The following is a 15,999-nucleotide window of genomic DNA, read 5'->3' as shown; positions in this document are numbered from 1 at the left end:
GCTGCGCGCGCGGCGATGGACCGGCGCGTGCGCCCCCTTCATTCATGGGGAACGGATCGATGTCGGCGGTAGCAGGGAAGAGTGGGTTGGGGCGCGGTGTCGTCTGGATGTGCGTGGTGCTGTTGCAGTTGCTGGCAGGTACGGGGGTGGCGCAGGCGGCATCAACCGCGTGCGAGGCCATCAACCGGCTTGGTGCGACCATCAACTACACCGACCGGTTCTACGGCACGGACTTCCTGCCCGATGAGTCTGTCACCGTCGATTTCGCAGACAACGGCCTCAACGCAGGCGGGCAGAATCCATCGAGTGCTGACATCGTCAGCGTGAAAAGCCGAAGCCTTGCGCTGACGGTGCTGGACTATCGCAGCAATACCGGTGCTGCGGGATCGTACAGCGCAACGGTGCCCAGCAGCTTCCTGCTGGCCGATGGCCTCTACATCAGGGTCAAAGCGGGGAGCTACATCGGCCCGGTGCAGCTCCGTTGCATCACCGCTGCCGCGCAGCCCCTGCAGTTTGCTCCGCCGGCAATGCAGCAGTTCACCGTTGGCACGACGGTTGATGTCAACCTGACCGCCAGTGGCGGCACCCTGCCTTACAGCTTCGGCATCAACATTGGCACCTTGCCCGCCGGGCTGGTGCTTGAACCCTCGGGTCGCCTGCATGGCACGCCGCAGGTCGCGGGTACGTTCAGTGTCAGCGTGGAGGTCACCGATGCCGCGGGCGCCAGCGCGCACCAACCGCTGACGGGCAGCATCGCGGCCATCGCGCCCGATGCCCCCGGCCAGGTCGTGGCCGTCGCCGGCGATGGCGAGGCCGTGGTCAGCTTCACCGCACCGGCGCAGACCGGCGGCGCCCCCATTGTCGAGTACGCCGTTATGGCGTCCACGGGCGAGTGGGCGCTCGGCACGCAGTCGCCGATCACGGTGACCGGTCTTGCCAATGGCATGCCCGTGCAGTTCCAGGTGATCGCCAACAACGGCAGCCAGGCCAGCCAGCCGTCGCTGGCAAGCGCCGCGGTCACGCCGATGACGGGGCAGACGATCCAGTTCGATGCGCCTGGTGACCGGCCGTTGGGTTCACTGCTGGCATTGCAGGCCACCGCGAGCAGCGGCCTGGCCGTCGAGTACGAGAGCCTGACTCCGCTGGTCTGCGCGCTGGAAAGTGCAGGCAACCTGCGCCTGTCCGCGCTCGGCATGTGCACGGTGCGCGCACTGCAGCCCGGCAACGCCGGCACACGCGCGGCGCAGCCGGTGGAGCGCAGTTTCAGCGTCGTGGCCGCCCAGCCGTCGGCGCCGACCCTGCTTCGCGTCCAACGCATCGGCGCGACCAGCGTCGATGTCTACTTCGATGCGCCCGCCAGTGATGGCGGCAGCAGCATCACCAGCTACGAAGTGCTGACACTGCCGACGCACGCGGTGGTCACGGGTGGATCCAGTCCGGTGCGGGTGAACCGCCTGCGTGCCGGCGAGACCTACACCTTCGCCGTGCGTGCACGCACCGCGACGGGACCGGGGGCGTTCTCCGCCGGCTCCGACCCGGTGACGATGCCGGCCGTGCCGCGCGTGACCAGCCTGCTGCTACCGGCCGACGGCCGCTACCTGGCCGGTGCGAGCCTCGACTTCCTGCTGGTCCTGGACCAGCCGGTCACGGTGCAGGGCGTGCCCGCGCTGCAGCTGTCGATCGGCGGCCAGCAGGTGGCCGCGCGCTATCGCTCCGGCTCGGGCAGCAACCAGCTGGCTTTCAGCTACACCGTGGTGCCGGGCCAGTCCGACGAGGATGGCATCGGCATCGACGGCGTGCAGCTGGCTGGTGGCAGCATCCGCAACAGCGATGACATCGATGCCGTGCTGACGCTGTCGGGCGTCGGCACCACGGCGGGCATCCTGGTCGGCGCGCAGCCGGCGGGTGCACCGTCCATCACCGATGTCGTCGCAGGTGACGGCACAGCGACGCTGCAGTTCGCAGCGCCTGCGCAGGATGGCGGCAGCCCGGTGCTGGATTATCTGCTGACCGCGCAGCCCGGTGGCCTGCAGCAGCAGGCAGCCGGTTCACCGGTGGTGTTCACCGGCCTGCGCAACGGCGTCGCCTACCGCTTCACGGTCACCGCACGTACTGCGGCTGGGCTGGGCGTGGTGTCCACGGCATCAGACGACGTGGTGCCGATGGCGCAGCAGCAGATCCAGTTCGACGCGCTCGATGCACAGCCGTTCGGCAGCACGCCGCAGGTGCTGGCCATCGCCAGCAGTGGCCTGCCGGTCGCGCTGTCCAGCAGCACGCCCCGGGTCTGCAGCGTCGCTGCCGATGGCCGGGTGACCCTGCTTGCGGCAGGCACCTGCAGCATTGATGCCGACCAGGCGGGTGACACCGCGACCCATGCCGCAGCACGCGTCAGCCGCTCGTTCGCGGTGCTCGCCGTTGTGCCGGGCGCGCCGCGCATCACCGCGGTCGTGCTTGCCGCGGGCAGCGTGGACGTGAGCTTCCAAGCGCCGACGTTCGATGGCGGCAGCGCGGTCGACAGCTATCTGCTGCAGGCGTTGCCGGGCGGGCAGAGCGTGCGCGGCAGTGGCAGTCCGCTGCGCATCGACGGGCTGCCGGCCGGCATCGCGCATCGCTTCGTGATCACCGCCTTCAATGCGGCGGGTGCCGGCGCGGCATCGTTGCCGTCCGACCCGCTCACCGTGCAGGGCGCACCGGCGGTGACCGCCGTGCAGGTGCCGTCGGTCGGCCGCTACCTTGCCGGCCAGGTGCTGTCCTTTGCGGTGCAGTTCGACCAGGCCCTGCAGGTGGGCGCTGCGTCGCAGCTGCTGCTGCGCATCGGCAGCCAGCGCCGCGTGGCCACGCTTTCGACGGTGGAGACGGACGGGCAGGGCAGCGTGCTGCGTTTCCAGTACACGCTGCAGGCCGACGACCGCGACGAAGATGGCATCGAGGTGGAATCGCTGCAGGCCGCCGCCGGCAGCCTGCGCAATGCACAGGGCACCGAAGCGCGTGCGGCGCTGGCCAATGTGGGGGCGACCACGGGCGTACGCGTGGGCGCCGACCTGCCGTCGGCCGTCGCCAACGTGCGCGGCGTGGCCGGTGATGGACAGGTGGAGGTGTATTTCGATGCGCCGTCGGCCGGCAGTGGCGCCATCGTCGATTACACCGTGACCGCGCAGCCGGGCAGCATCAGCGCAACCGGTACTAGCTCGCCGATCACCGTGCGTGGCCTGGCCAACGGCAGCGCCTACCGTTTCGTGGTGGTTGCACGCAGCGAGTACGGCAGCGGCGCGGCGTCGGCTGCCTCGGCAGCGGTGGTGCCGTTGCCGGATCTGGCCGTGGCCGATTCCAGCATCGCCGTGCCTTACGGGGCTGCCGCCGTCGTGCTGCCGCTGTCGGTCGCCGGTGTGGCCGAGCAGGTGCAGGTGGCCGTGGGCCCGCAGCATGGCCGGGTTGACGTGCAGGGCATGACGCTGCGTTATACGCCGGCCGCGGGCTATGCCGGTACTGACAGCATCACCTATACCGTCAGCGATGGCTTCCGCACGTCGGCGCCCGCCACGCTCACGATCATCGTTGGCACGCCGACCGTGGTCCTGCAGTCCGCCGTGTTGCCGCAGGCCGTGGCCGGTACGGCGCTGGACGCGCAGCTGTCCAGCAGCGGTGGCGCAGCGCCTTACACCTACGCGATTGTTGGCGGCAGTCTGCCGACGGGCCTCGGTCTGGATCGCAGCGGGCACCTGGCGGGTACGCCGGTCGCGGCGGGTCGTTTCGAGATCGAGGTCGAGGTGACCGACAGCAGTTCCGGCACCGGTCCCTTCCGCGCGCGCCGCGCCTTCGTGCTGGACGTGGCGGCGCCGCAGATCGAGGAAGTGGACGCGCCGCTGCCGCCCGCAACCCAGGCCGGTCCGGTCAGCCTGCGCCTGCAGGCCCGTGGCGGTACCGCGCCGTATGCGTTCCGCCTGATGTCGGGCGCGCTGCCGCCCGGCGTGCTGCTGTCCAGCGACGGCCAGCTGCAGGGCGTGGCCACCCTGGCCGGCGTGTTCGATTTCGACGTGGAAGTCAGCGATACCTACGGCTTCACCGGTGTGGCGCGGTACCAGCTGAAGATCGCGCAGGCCGCGCAGGCGATCACCGGCTTCAGCGTGGACCCGGCAACGCCGGTCTACAGCGAGGGCGGCAGCTTCGAGGTCTCGGCACAGGGCGGCGCGTCGGGCCAGCCGCTGCGTTTCGGCAGCAGCAGCCCCGCGGTCTGCAGTGTCAGCGGCACCCGCGTCGCGATGCTGGCGGCGGGGCGTTGCGTGCTGACCGTGGACCAGGACGGCGATGCCAACCATGAAGCAGCGCCGCAGCAGCAACGCATCGTCGAGATCGCGCTGGCCGTGCCGGTGCTGGCGTGGAGTGCCGACCTGCAGCGCCTGTTGGAACAGGGCAGCTTCGAACTGCCGCTGCCGACCAGCGCGAGCCCGGGTGCCTTCAGCTTCCACAGCAGCGACACCGCGGTGGCCAGCATCGACGGCCGCACCGTGCACGTGCACGGCGAAGGTCGTGCGGTGATCACTGCCGAACAGGCCGCTGCGGGCAGCTATGCCGCTGCCAGTGTCGAGCTGGTGCTGGTGGTGAACGTGCGCCCGGACCCGACCCGTGACCCGGGCGTGACCGGGCTGCTGCAGGCGCAGGTGGACGCCAGCGTACGCTTCGCCAACGCGCAGCAGGCCAACATCCGCGAGCGCCTACGCCAGGTGCGTGCCGGCGGTAACGCGGACAGCAATACGCTGTCGGTGTCGACCGGCGCGCGTGGACCGGATGCGGCGTCGCTGCCGCTGGGCCAGGTGATGGATAACGAGCGTCCGCTGCTGCCCGCCGGCTGGGGCACCTGGGCCTCGGGTTCGGCCACCTATGGCCGGGGTGGGCCGACCGGGGCAGGGCGGTACGACCTGCGCAGCGACGGCCTGACCGTGGGCGTGGATCGTCGCCTCGGCGACAGCGCGCTGTGGGGCGTGGCCGGCAGTATCGGCCGCAACGACAGCGAGCAGGATGATGCGCGCACGCGCCTGCAGGCCGACCAGCGTTCGCTGGCGTTGTATGGCCTGTGGCGCGGCAACGAACACGTGTTCGTCGATGCGGTGCTGGCCACCGGCGACCTGCGCTTCGACCTGCAGCGCTGGAGCCGCGATGCCGGTGCGATCGCGGTGGCCCGTCGCGAGGGCTCGCAGTGGTTCGGTTCGCTCGCGCTGGGCTATGAGCAGGTGCTGTCGGGTATGCGCATGAGTGGCTACGCACGGGTGGATGGCAGCCGCAGCACGCTGGATGCCTACCGCGAGCATGGGCTGGGTGAACTGGATCTGGCCTACGGCCGCCATGTCGTCGACAGCCGCGCGCTGGCGTTCGGCCTGGAAGGCAGCGCGGTCGAAACGGCCGAGGCGCGCCTGCGCCCGTTCTGGAGCATCGAGTACCGGCAGGCGCTGCAGGATCGCGGTGAGGCGACGTTGAACTACGCCGAGTGGGCGCGTCCGCAGGACTACCGCCTGACGATGCGCAGCTACAACGACGATCTGCTGTCGCTGTCGGCCGGCGTGGACGTGTCCATCGCGCGCGGCTGGATCCTGTCGCTGCTGCTGGGCCATGAACAGGCCCGGGGCAGTGATCGTTCCAGCAGCGTCGGCCTGCGCCTGAGCAGCGGCAGCCGCTGAGGCCGCCAGCGCGGTAAAGCCTTCGGTGGCGCCGGGTCCGGCCCGGCGACCACCGCTGCACCGCGTTTCATCGCCCCCAGCCCGGTTTCGTCGCAATCCGTTTGCGGCGGCTGCGGGCGGGCGGCACGGTGGTCACAGGCGGCAGGGTGCCGCCCAAGGAGACCGTCATGAAGACCCTGTTCGCGTTGGGCGTGTGGTGCCTGCTGTTCGTGCTGTGCTGGCCGTTGGCGTTGCTGGCGCTGGTTGCCTGGCCGTTCGTCTGGCTGCTGAGCCTGCCGTTCCGCCTTGTCGGCATCACGTTCTCCGCCGTGTTCGCCTTCCTGCGCGCGCTGTTCATGCTGCCCGCACGACTGCTGGGTGGCCGGGCGGTGACGGCATGAAGGCGCTGCTGACGGTTGCGCTGGCCGTGCTGGCGGGACCGGCACTGGCGCAGTCGCCGGCGCCCACCTCGGCGTGGCTGGAGCGCCAGCAGTCGGCCGCTGCCGATGAAGCGGATGCGGCCGGTGCCCGAGCTTCGAAAGCGCCCGCGGTGAAGGAGAGTTGCCGGGTCGTGAAGCAATGGAAGGTGGGTGACACCGTGGTCAAGCACCGCGTGTGTGACGACGCGCCAAAGCCGGCGCTCGACGCTGCATCAGGCGGCCATCCCCGGTAGAGCCGAGCCCATGCTCGGCTGCATTTGCATCGGTCAGCCGAGCTGCATTTGCATCGGTCAGCCGAGCACAACGGCGCGGCCATTTTCTGTAGAGCCGGGCCGACGCTCGGCTGCATTGTGCAACGGCCAGCCGAGCACGGGCTCGGCTCTTGTGTCTTGGAACGGCGCCCTGATCAGCGTGAACCCGTTGCCGGCGGCGCAGGCACGACCTGCTGCTGGCCATCGCTGTACATCATCATGATCTTCTCGCCGTGGTAGGGCAGCACGACCACCGGCCGCCACGGATCGTCCCTGGGCGAGGTGGCCTTGGCCGTGACAGTACAGCCGCTGTCCTTGATGCCGCAGCGGCGGATGGCGACCTGCAGGGTGCCATCGGCGGAGCGGTAGTCGACGCCGGGGGAGTGGAACAGGGTTTCGCCCGGCGTGCTGTAGCGGATCCGGATCTGGTTGGCGCCGAGCGGGCTCACTTCGACCGGCTGCACCGAGGCCCTGCGGTAATCGCCTTCCAGCGGTTCGGCTGCGAAGGCCAGCAGCGGAACCAGGGTTGCCATCAACATCACCGCAGCGGCGCGCGACGTGCGGGCGAGGGGAGTCGAGCGCATGGACGTTCCTTCCTTGGTCAGATGCCCCGATCATTGAACCGCAGCATTGCAGGGTCAAGACACGCGGCGCTGTTGCAGGCAACAAAAAACCCCGCCTGAGCGGGGTTTTCTGTTTGCAGGTGAGTGCCGACCAACGGTCGGCACCTACCATGATGCAGATCAGTTCGCCTTGTGGATGGCGCGCTTGCTGACCGCCATCGCCGCGTCGTGGATCACTTCCGACAGCGACGGGTGGGCGTGGCAGATGCGGGCCAGGTCATCGGCCGAACCGCTGAACTCCATGGTCAGCACACCTTCGTGCACCAGCTCGGAGACGTTGGCGCCGACCAGGTGCATGCCGAGGATGCGATCGGTCTCGGCGTGGGCCAGGATCTTCACGAAGCCTGCCGGCTCGATCATCGCCACGGCACGACCGTTGGCGGCGAACGGGAAGCTGCCGGCCTTGTACGGGATGCCTTCGGCCTTCAGCTGGGCTTCGGTCTTGCCGACCCATGCCAGTTCCGGCTCGGTGTAGATGACCCACGGGATGGTGTCGAAGTTGACGTGGCCCGGCAGGCCGGCGATCAGTTCGGCAACCGCGATGCCTTCCTCGAAGCCCTTGTGCGCCAGCATCGGGCCGCGCACGCAGTCACCGACCGCCCAGACGCCGTTGACGCCGGTGTGGCAGTGCGCGTCGACTTCGATCTGGCCACGCTCGTTGACCTTGACGCCGGTGCCTTCGGCCAGCAGGCCCTTGGTGGCGGCGCGACGGCCGACGGCCACCAGCAGCTTGTCCACGGTCAGGGTCTTCTCGCCTTCGCTGTCGGTGTAGGTGACAACGACTTCCTTCTTCTTGCCCTTGCCGGTGATCTCGGTCTTGGAGACCTTGGCGCCGAGGCGGATGTCCAGGCCCTGCTTCTTGAATTCCTTGGCAGCGGTCTTGGCCACTTCGGCGTCGGCCACGGCCAGGAACTCCGGCAGTGCTTCCAGGATGGTGACTTCAGCGCCCAGGCGCTTCCACACGCTGCCCAGTTCCAGGCCGATGACGCCGGCGCCGATCACGGCCAGGCGGTTCGGCACTTCGGTGAAGTCCAGGCCGCCGACGTTGTCGACGATGACGTCGCCGTCGAACTTGGCGAACGGCAGTTCGATCGAATCCGAACCGGCGGCGATGATGACGTTGGTGCCCTTCAGCTCGACTTCCGAGCCGTCGTGCTGCTTCACCTTGACCACGTTGCCCGGCTGCAGTTCACCGAAACCGTAGTAGGTGGCGACCTTGTTGGCCTTGAACAGCATGGCGATGCCGCCGGTGAACTGCTTGACGATCTTGTCCTTGCGGCCAACCATCGCTTCGACGTCGATCTTGGCATCCTTGAAGCTGATGCCGTGGTCGCCAAAGATGTGGCCCATGTTCCAGAACTGGCGCGAGGAATCCAGCAGCGCCTTGGACGGGATGCAGCCCACGCGCAGGCAGGTGCCGCCCAGGGCCGGCTTGCCGTCCTTGCCCAGCGCTGCGTCGATGCAGGCGGTCTTCAGGCCCAGCTGTGCCGCGCGGATGGCAGCGTGGTAACCGGCCGGGCCGGCACCGATGACGACGACGTCGAATTGTTCAGCCATTGAAATAGTCCTTGTTGCTATACCAGAACCCCTCCGCGCGGACGCGGAGGGGCGGGAGGTCTCTTACAGGCCGAACAGCATGCGGCCCGGGTTTTCCAGCTGGTTCTTGATGTCCACCAGGAACTGCACCGAGTCCTTGCCATCGATGATGCGATGGTCGTAGGACAGGGCCAGGTACATCATCGGCGCGATCACGACCTGGCCGTTCTGGGCGATCGGACGCTCCTTGATGGCGTGCATGCCCAGGATGGCGCTCTGCGGCGGGTTGATGATCGGGGTCGACAGCAGCGAACCGAAGGTGCCGCCGTTGGTCACGGTGAAGGTGCCGCCCTGCAGTTCGTCCAGGCCCAGCTTGCCGTCACGCGCCTTCTTGGCGTAGTCGGCGATGGTCTTTTCGATGTCGGCGAACGACATGCGCTCGACGTTGCGCAGGACCGGGGTGACCAGGCCCTTCTCGGTGGACACGGCGATCGAGATGTCCGAGTAGCCGTGGTAGATGATGTCGTCGCCGTCGATCGAGGCGTTGACCAGCGGGAAGCGCTGCAGGGCATTGGCAGCGGCCTTCACGAAGAAGCTCATGAAGCCCAGCTTGATGCCGTGTGCCTTGACGAACTCGTCCTGCAGGTCCTTGCGCGCCGCCGACACCTTGGACAGGTCGACTTCGTTGAAGGTGGTCAGCATGGCGGTGGAGTTCTTCGACTCCATCAGGCGCTCGGCGATGCGCTTGCGGATGCGGGTCATCGGCACGCGTTCTTCCGGACGTGCGCCACCGGCCTTGCCGGCGCCGCCGTTGCGGGCGAAGTTGACGATGTCTTCCTTGGTGACCGCACCGCGGCGGCCGGTGCCGTCGACGTCGGACGGGTTCACGCCTTCGGTGATGGCGGTGAAGCGGGCGCCCGGCGGCAGCGCGTCGGCGGCCGACTTGGCGGCCGGGGCCGGAGCGGCGGCAGCGGCCGGAGCAGCAGCGGCCGGGGCAGCGGCAGCAGCCGGAGCAGCTTCAGCGGCCGGGGCCGGGGCAGCAGCCACGGCGCCTTCGTCGATGATCGCCACGACCTGGCTGGAGGTCACGGTGTCGCCTTCCTTGAACTTGATCTCCTTGATCACGCCGTCGACCGGCGACGGCACTTCCAGGACGACCTTGTCGGTTTCCAGGTCAAGCAGGTTTTCGTCGCGCTTGACGGCGTCGCCCACCTTCTTGTGCCAGGTGGCGATGGTGCCGTCGGCGACGGATTCGGGCAGTACCGGGGCTTTGACTTCGGTGGCCATTGCGGGAGCTTCCTGGTTTGTCTTCTAAATAGGGGGAGGAATTATTCAGCGAACGTGTCGTTGAACGGGTTGACCAGCGCATCGGCGACCAGCTGCTGCTGTTCGCGGACGTGGTCAGCCATGTGACCGGCAGCCGGCGAAGCCGAACGTGCGCGACCGGCGTAGTGCAGGCTCTGGCCATCGGCCAGGCAGAACTGCAGGTGGTGGCGGATCTGGTACCACGCACCCTGGTTCTGCGGTTCTTCCTGCGTCCACACCACGTCGGTGGCCTTGCCGTACTTCTTCAGTTCGGCGGCCAGCAGCGCACGCGGGAACGGGTACAGCTGTTCCACGCGGATGATCGCCACGTCGTCCTGGCCACGCTTGGTCTGGTCTTCCAGCAGGTCGTAGTAGACCTTGCCCGAGCACAGCACCACGCGCTTGACCTTCTTGGCATCGGCATTGGTGTCGCCGATCAGGTGCTGGAACTCGCCGTTGGCCAGCTCGTCCAGGGTCGACACGGCCAGCTTGTGGCGCAGCAGCGACTTGGGCGACATCACCACCAGCGGCTTGCGGGTGGTCAGGTGCAGCTGGCGGCGCAGCATGTGGAAGGCCTGTGCCGGGGTGGACGGAACCACGACCAGCATGTTTTCCAGCGCGCACAGCTGCAGGAAGCGCTCCAGGCGCGCCGAGCTGTGTTCCGGACCCTGGCCTTCATAACCATGCGGCAGCAGCAGGGTCAGGCCGGTGATACGGCCCCACTTGGCTTCGCCGGCGGCGATGAACTGGTCGATCACCACCTGGGCGCCGTTGGCGAAGTCGCCGAACTGGCCTTCCCAGATGCACAGGGTGTTGGGATCGGTGGTCGAGAAACCGTACTCGTAGGCCATCACGGCTTCTTCGCTCAGCAGCGAATCGATGATGGTGGCCTTCTCCGGCGAATCCACCAGCTGCCGCAGCGGCAGGTAGTAGTTGTCGGTCTTCTGGTCGTGCAGGATCGCATGGCGGTGGGTGAAGGTGCCGCGGCCGACGTCCTGGCCGACCAGGCGCAGGGCATTGCCCTCGTCCAGCAGGGTGGCGTAGGCCAGGTTCTCGGCAAAGCCCCAGTCACCCGGGATCTCGCCGGCGGCCATCTTGCGGCGGTCGTCGTAGACCTTCGACACGCGCGAGTGCAGCTGCACTTCTTCCGGCACGGTGTTGATCAGCTTGGCCAGTTCGACCAGCTTGTCCTTGTCCACCTTGGTGGAGATCTCATCGGACAGCTTGCCTTCCAGCAGCTTCGGCCAATCGACGAACAGGGGGCTGGTCGGAGGGGTCTTCTCGACCTTGGCCAGTTCGGTGGTCACTTCGCCACCGTCCAGCTTGTCGCGGTACGCATCGACCATCGCCTTGCCGGCGCCGGCGGCGATCACGCCTGCCTTTTCCAGCTGCTCGGCGTACAGCTCGCGGGTGGTCGGGTGCTTGCGGATCACCTGGTACATCAGCGGCTGGGTGATCGCCGGTTCGTCGGCCTCGTTGTGGCCCCAACGGCGGTAGCACATCAGGTCGATGACCACGTCCTTGGCGAACTTCTGGCGGAACTCGAAGGCCAGCTGCGCGGCGAACACGACCGCTTCCGGATCATCGCCGTTCACGTGCAGCACCGGAGCGGCGATCATCTTCGCCACGTCGGTGGCATAGCGCGTGGAACGCGTATCCAGCGGGTTGGAGGTGGTGAAGCCGACCTGGTTGTTGACCACGATGTGCACGGTGCCGCCGACGGCGAAGCCGCGGGCCTGCGACATCTGGAACAGCTCCATGACCACGCCCTGGCCGGAGAAGGCCGCGTCGCCGTGGATGAGGATCGGCATGACCTGCTTGCGGGCGGTGTCCTTGCGGCGCTCCTGGCGCGAACGCACGGAACCGGCAACGACCGGATCGGCGATTTCCAGGTGCGACGGGTTGAACGCCAGCGCCAGGTGCACCGGGCCACCGTCGGTGGCCACGTCGGCCGAGAAGCCCATGTGGTACTTCACGTCACCGGCCGAGGCGTGCTCGTCGTGCTCGAACTTGCCTTCAAACTCGTCGAACAGCTTGCGCGGGTTCTTGCCGAGGGTGTTGACCAGCACGTTCAGGCGGCCACGGTGGGCCATGCCGACGACCACGTCCTTGACGCCATCCTTGCCGGCGCTGCGGATGATGGTGTCCATCATCGGGATCAGCGAGTCGCCGCCTTCCAGCGAGAAGCGCTTCTGGCCGACGTACTTGGTGTGCAGGTAACGCTCGAGGCCTTCGGCGGCGGTCAGGCGCTCCAGCGTGCGGCGCTGGGTGTCAGCGTCCAGCTGGTAGTTGCCACCGGCCAGTTCCAGCTTCTTGTAGATCCACTGGCGCTGCTCGACTTCGGCGATGTGCATGAACTCTGCACCGATCGAGCCGGTGTAGGTCGCCTTCAGGCGCGCGAGCAGGTCGCGCAGCTTCATGCGCGGCTGGCCGCCGACGCCGCCGGTGCTGAACTCGCTGTTGAGATCGCCGTCGGACAGGCTGTGGAACGGCAGGCCCAGGTCCGGGGTGTTGACCGGCGTGGTCAGGCCCAGCGGGTCCAGGCGCGCATCGAGATGGCCGCGCGAGCGGTAGGCGGTGATCAGACGACCGACATTGCGCTCACGCTCGTCGCCTGCACCCGTGCCGGTGCCGGCTTTCAGCGCATCCTTGGCCGCGTCCGCGATGTGGGAGATGACGGCCGAGTGCGGAATGTCGCCTGCTTCGCGGCCCTTGAAGCCGTCGAAGTAGGTTTTCCATTTGGGATCGACACTATCCGGGGAGACCAGGTACTGCTCGTACAGGTCCTCGACATAGGAGGCGTTGCCGCCGGCGAGTTGCGAAGATTGCGCAAACTGCTTCAGTTGATTGTCCACGATGGAGGGTGCTGATTCGCTTTGTGGGGTATGGCTTCAGAAGGACCCTGCAGGAAAATGAATAGCCCTGCACGGGCGCGTTCAAACGGCCAAATTGTACCCCCATCCGGACACGAAGGGGCACCGCCAGCGGCATTGCGCGTCCCCCGGTGTCGCTCCCAGACAGGTTTGTCCGGGACAGCGCGCTCAGATGCCGAGCGCGCGCAGTTCGTTGCAATCGCGCGAACGGTCCCAGACACGCTGCAATTGCTGCTCGAACGGCTGCGAACGTGCCGGCAGCGCGATCCCGGCTTCGCCGTCCAGGCGATGGCCGATAAGACGAAAGTAGAAGTCGCCCGCGTCATTGACCAGACAGGCCGAGGCCAGCGCACGGTCGATCGGATCGCTGACCTCGCGGAACTGGATCACGCTGGGCAGGCGCTGGGCCAGGGCCAGCAGCGGTGCGCCGGCAGCCGCAATTGCGGCCGCATCGTGCACGATCACCCGCAGCTGCTTGTCGTGGCGGGCGGTCACGAAGCGGCGCAGGGCCGCCTGCACCGGCGGCGCATCCAGCAGGCCGGGGTCGAGCTGGCGGCTGTGCAGCCACAGCTGGCGACGGGCGCGGTGGATGATGGCCGTGGTGATGGCCACCGCCTCGGCGCGGCTGTCGATGGCGCTGGCCACGCCCAGCCGGCGGCGCATCTGCTGGTGGCCGATGCCGGCCTCCTCGAACACCTCGCCTTCGGGCAGGAAGCCCTGGCGGGCGTAGAAATCACGCGCTGGCAGCTGCGCGTGCAGGTGCACCTCGGCCAGGCCGAGCTGGCGACCGGCCTGCACCAGCGCCTCCAGCAGGGCCTCGCCGACGCCCTGGTTGCGCAGGCTGGCCAGCACCGCCATGCGGCCGATGCGGCCATCGGGGGCCAGGCGGCCGGTGCCGACGGGCTGGCCGTCGGCGTCCAGGGCCAGCACGTGGGCACAGACCGGGTCCAGCGCATCACGCTCCAGTTCGGCGGCGATGCCCTGTTCCTGCACGAACACCCGCTGCCGCACGTCGTGGATGGCGACGTGGGCGTCGGCGTGGCTGACCTGCTGGACCCGGATCGTGGCCATGGCTCAGGCGCGACCGGCGTCGCTGTCGTCTTCGTCGTGGTCTTCGAAGTTGACGATGACCTCGATGCCGTCGTCGTGGACGGTCACGGTGTGCACGTCGTCGGACACCACTTCGTCGTCGAGCTCGGCCACCTGGTCGTGGCCTTCGACCACTTCGCCCAGCACCGCGGCGTCCTCGCCTTCGTCCTCGTCCTCAAACACCTCGTTCGGGTCGATCAGCTGGAACACGCCGCCGACCAGCAGCTGCTGCAGCACCGCGCGGCCCTTGTCGGACAGGCCACGGTAGGCCGCCGCGTCGAGCTGCTCGGCACCGGCCAGGCGCTGCGCGTCCTTCACCGGCAGGGCGAAATCCTGGCCGCTGACATACAGGCTGGCGCCACGCTTGGCCCGGCGCCAGGCCAGGCGCGCCCACGGGTGGCGCTGCAGCAGCAGGCCCGAGGTCAGGGCCTGGACCACTTCCTCCGGGGCCGGGGCGGCCTGGTGGGCCATCACTTCGCCCGCCGCGCGGTAGGTGGTGATGAAGCGGCCGAACCAGTCACCCAGCTTGTCCGGGTCGTTCATGCGGATGGCGTTGAGCGCGGTGATCACCCGCGCCATCGCCACCGTGTCGATTTCGTTCGGGTCGGCCGGCACCTTCAGGTCGGGGTCCTGGTAGCGGATGTTCTCATCGGCATCGGCGATGAGGGTATCCAGGTAGTCGCTGATCAGCTCGGCCGAGGCCGGCGCGCGCATGCCGAAGGAGAAGGTCAGGCAGGGGTCCTCGGCCACGCCGTGGTGCGGCACGTTCGGCGGCAGGTACAGCATGTCGCCCGGCGCCAGCACCCAGTCGTGGGTGGGCTTGAACACCTGCAGCAGCTTCAGTTCCACGTCCGGGCGGAAGCCCAGCGGCGGGCGCTTGCCCTTGATCGATTCGCTGGCGTCGATCTGCCAGCGGCGGTGGCCGTGGGCCTGCAGCAGGAACACGTCGTACTGGTCGACATGGGCGCCGACCGAGCCACCGGTGGCGGCGAAGCTGATCATCACGTCATCCATGCGCCAGCGCGGCAGGAAGTTGAAGTATTCGATCAGCGCGCGCACGTCCGGGTCCCACTTGTCGACGTCCTGCACCAGCAGGGTCCAGTCGTGGTCGGGCAGGGCGGGGAACACGTCTTCCTGGAACGGGCCGCTGCGCACGCGCCAGCCGTCCTGGGCCTTGTCGTGCTGGATCAGGCGCGCCAGCACGCCTTCCTCGCAGGCCAGCCCGGCCAGGTCTTCCGGCTGCACCGGGGTCTGGAAATCGGGGAAGGCGTTGCGGATCAGCAGCGGGCGCTTCTGCCAGAAGTCGCGCAGGAAGGTGGCCGGGGCCATGCCCAGCGGCTTGCCGGGGCGGGCGGTGACTTCGATGAGGGGGGCGGTGGACTTGCGGGCGGCCATGGGGGATTCCTTGCAGCGGAAAGCGGGAGGGGCGGCGTGGCGGACCGCCGAGGGGGACATTGTCCGCCGTTCGTGGGGATTGCGCACGTGCGCGGGATTGTCGCGGGGGGATCCGGCCAACGGCGGAGCCCCTCGTGGCGACCTCTTGGTAGGGTCGACTGTTAGTCGACCGGCTTCATGGGCTTGGCCGGGCGGGTGGGCTGCGCGGGGGACGCTGCAAGTACGTCCATGTAAGCTCGGTCGCCGCATCCATGCGGCTCACGCCCCCGCGCAGCCCGCCCGGCCCCTCGCAGTTTCCTGCGCGGCCCGCCACGGAATGAAAGAAGAAAATCAAAAGCAACGCGGGTCGCGCGCTGCGCTTGCTCGTGCTGTCGTTCATGCGACTGTAGATCCACGCCATGCGTGGATGGAGCTTTCCCGAGCAAATTCATCCACGCATGGCGTGGATCTAAATGAGCATCCTCCACCGGAAACCGGAATTGTCAGGCGCCCCAAAACAAAGAGGGACGCGGCGAAGCCGCGTCCCTCTTTCAAATTCCGTCCCGACAACGTAATCCACGCATGGCGTGGATCTACTCATCCGTCACCGGGAAACTGTCAGGGGTGGGACGGGTTGGGTTCGCGGGACCGCAGGCGCCATGGATGGCGCCTACGAGCCCCCATGGGTGAGGGCGCTTTGCTTGCGAAGCACTGCTTCGCAAGCGCCCGAACGCACAGCCGCCAGCGGCTGGGCCGGACCGCGGAGCGGGGTTCACGGCGTGTCCCGCGAACCCAACCCGCCCCGCCAAGCACGGCATAACCCAGAGCCGCTTTTGACGTTGCCGTTGCCGTTGCCC

Annotated in this window: 9 protein-coding genes; 3 read left to right on the top strand and 6 right to left on the bottom strand. The window is 68.1% G+C overall.

Annotated features, from left to right (window positions below):
* Positions 1 to 116 precede the first annotated feature (116 nt).
* The 3 genes from ACVOK1_RS04010 (at position 117) to ACVOK1_RS04000 (ending at position 6,324) form a co-directional block, all read left to right on the top strand.
* Entirely contained in the window at positions 117 to 5,672 is a 5,556-nt protein-coding gene (locus tag ACVOK1_RS04010) for a fibronectin type III domain-containing protein (RefSeq protein ID WP_481561199.1), read from the top strand.
* Positions 5,673 to 5,839: 167 nt separating this feature from the next.
* Positions 5,840 to 6,052, top strand: coding sequence for a hypothetical protein (locus ACVOK1_RS04005; protein ID WP_108769301.1), 213 nt, complete (start codon positions 5,840 to 5,842; stop codon positions 6,050 to 6,052).
* On the top strand, positions 6,049 to 6,324 hold the full coding sequence (locus ACVOK1_RS04000; RefSeq protein WP_481561197.1) for a hypothetical protein: 276 nt from the start codon (positions 6,049 to 6,051) through the stop codon (positions 6,322 to 6,324). The genes ACVOK1_RS04005 and ACVOK1_RS04000 overlap by 4 nt, the downstream gene beginning before the upstream one ends.
* 173 nt (positions 6,325 to 6,497) lie before the next feature.
* Here ACVOK1_RS04000 and ACVOK1_RS03995 read toward each other — a convergent pair whose 3' ends face one another.
* The 6 genes from ACVOK1_RS03995 to ACVOK1_RS03970 form a co-directional block, all read right to left on the bottom strand.
* The gene (locus tag ACVOK1_RS03995; protein ID WP_481561196.1) at positions 6,498 to 6,926 is read right to left on the bottom strand and encodes a hypothetical protein; all 429 of its coding nucleotides are present in this window, start codon (positions 6,924 to 6,926) and stop codon (positions 6,498 to 6,500) included.
* A 159-nt stretch (positions 6,927 to 7,085) separates the two neighbouring features.
* Positions 7,086 to 8,522, bottom strand: coding sequence for a dihydrolipoyl dehydrogenase (gene lpdA / locus ACVOK1_RS03990; RefSeq protein ID WP_079222428.1), 1,437 nt, complete (start codon positions 8,520 to 8,522; stop codon positions 7,086 to 7,088).
* A 63-nt stretch (positions 8,523 to 8,585) separates the two neighbouring features.
* On the bottom strand, positions 8,586 to 9,788 hold the full coding sequence (gene sucB, locus ACVOK1_RS03985) for a dihydrolipoyllysine-residue succinyltransferase (protein WP_481561195.1): 1,203 nt from the start codon (positions 9,786 to 9,788) through the stop codon (positions 8,586 to 8,588).
* A gap of 41 nt (positions 9,789 to 9,829) precedes the next feature.
* Positions 9,830 to 12,661, bottom strand: a complete 2,832-nt coding sequence (locus ACVOK1_RS03980; protein ID WP_108769295.1) for a 2-oxoglutarate dehydrogenase E1 component — start codon at positions 12,659 to 12,661, stop codon at positions 9,830 to 9,832.
* A gap of 186 nt (positions 12,662 to 12,847) precedes the next feature.
* The gene (locus ACVOK1_RS03975; protein ID WP_406235605.1) at positions 12,848 to 13,750 is read right to left on the bottom strand and encodes a GNAT family N-acetyltransferase; all 903 of its coding nucleotides are present in this window, start codon (positions 13,748 to 13,750) and stop codon (positions 12,848 to 12,850) included.
* A gap of 3 nt (positions 13,751 to 13,753) precedes the next feature.
* On the bottom strand, positions 13,754 to 15,163 hold the full coding sequence (locus ACVOK1_RS03970; protein ID WP_481561194.1) for a ribosomal protein uL16 3-hydroxylase: 1,410 nt from the start codon (positions 15,161 to 15,163) through the stop codon (positions 13,754 to 13,756).
* Positions 15,164 to 15,999 lie beyond the last annotated feature (836 nt).

The organism is Stenotrophomonas sp. STEN087 (assembly GCF_056759115.1).
This window is presented reverse-complemented; position numbering and strand designations above follow the sequence as displayed.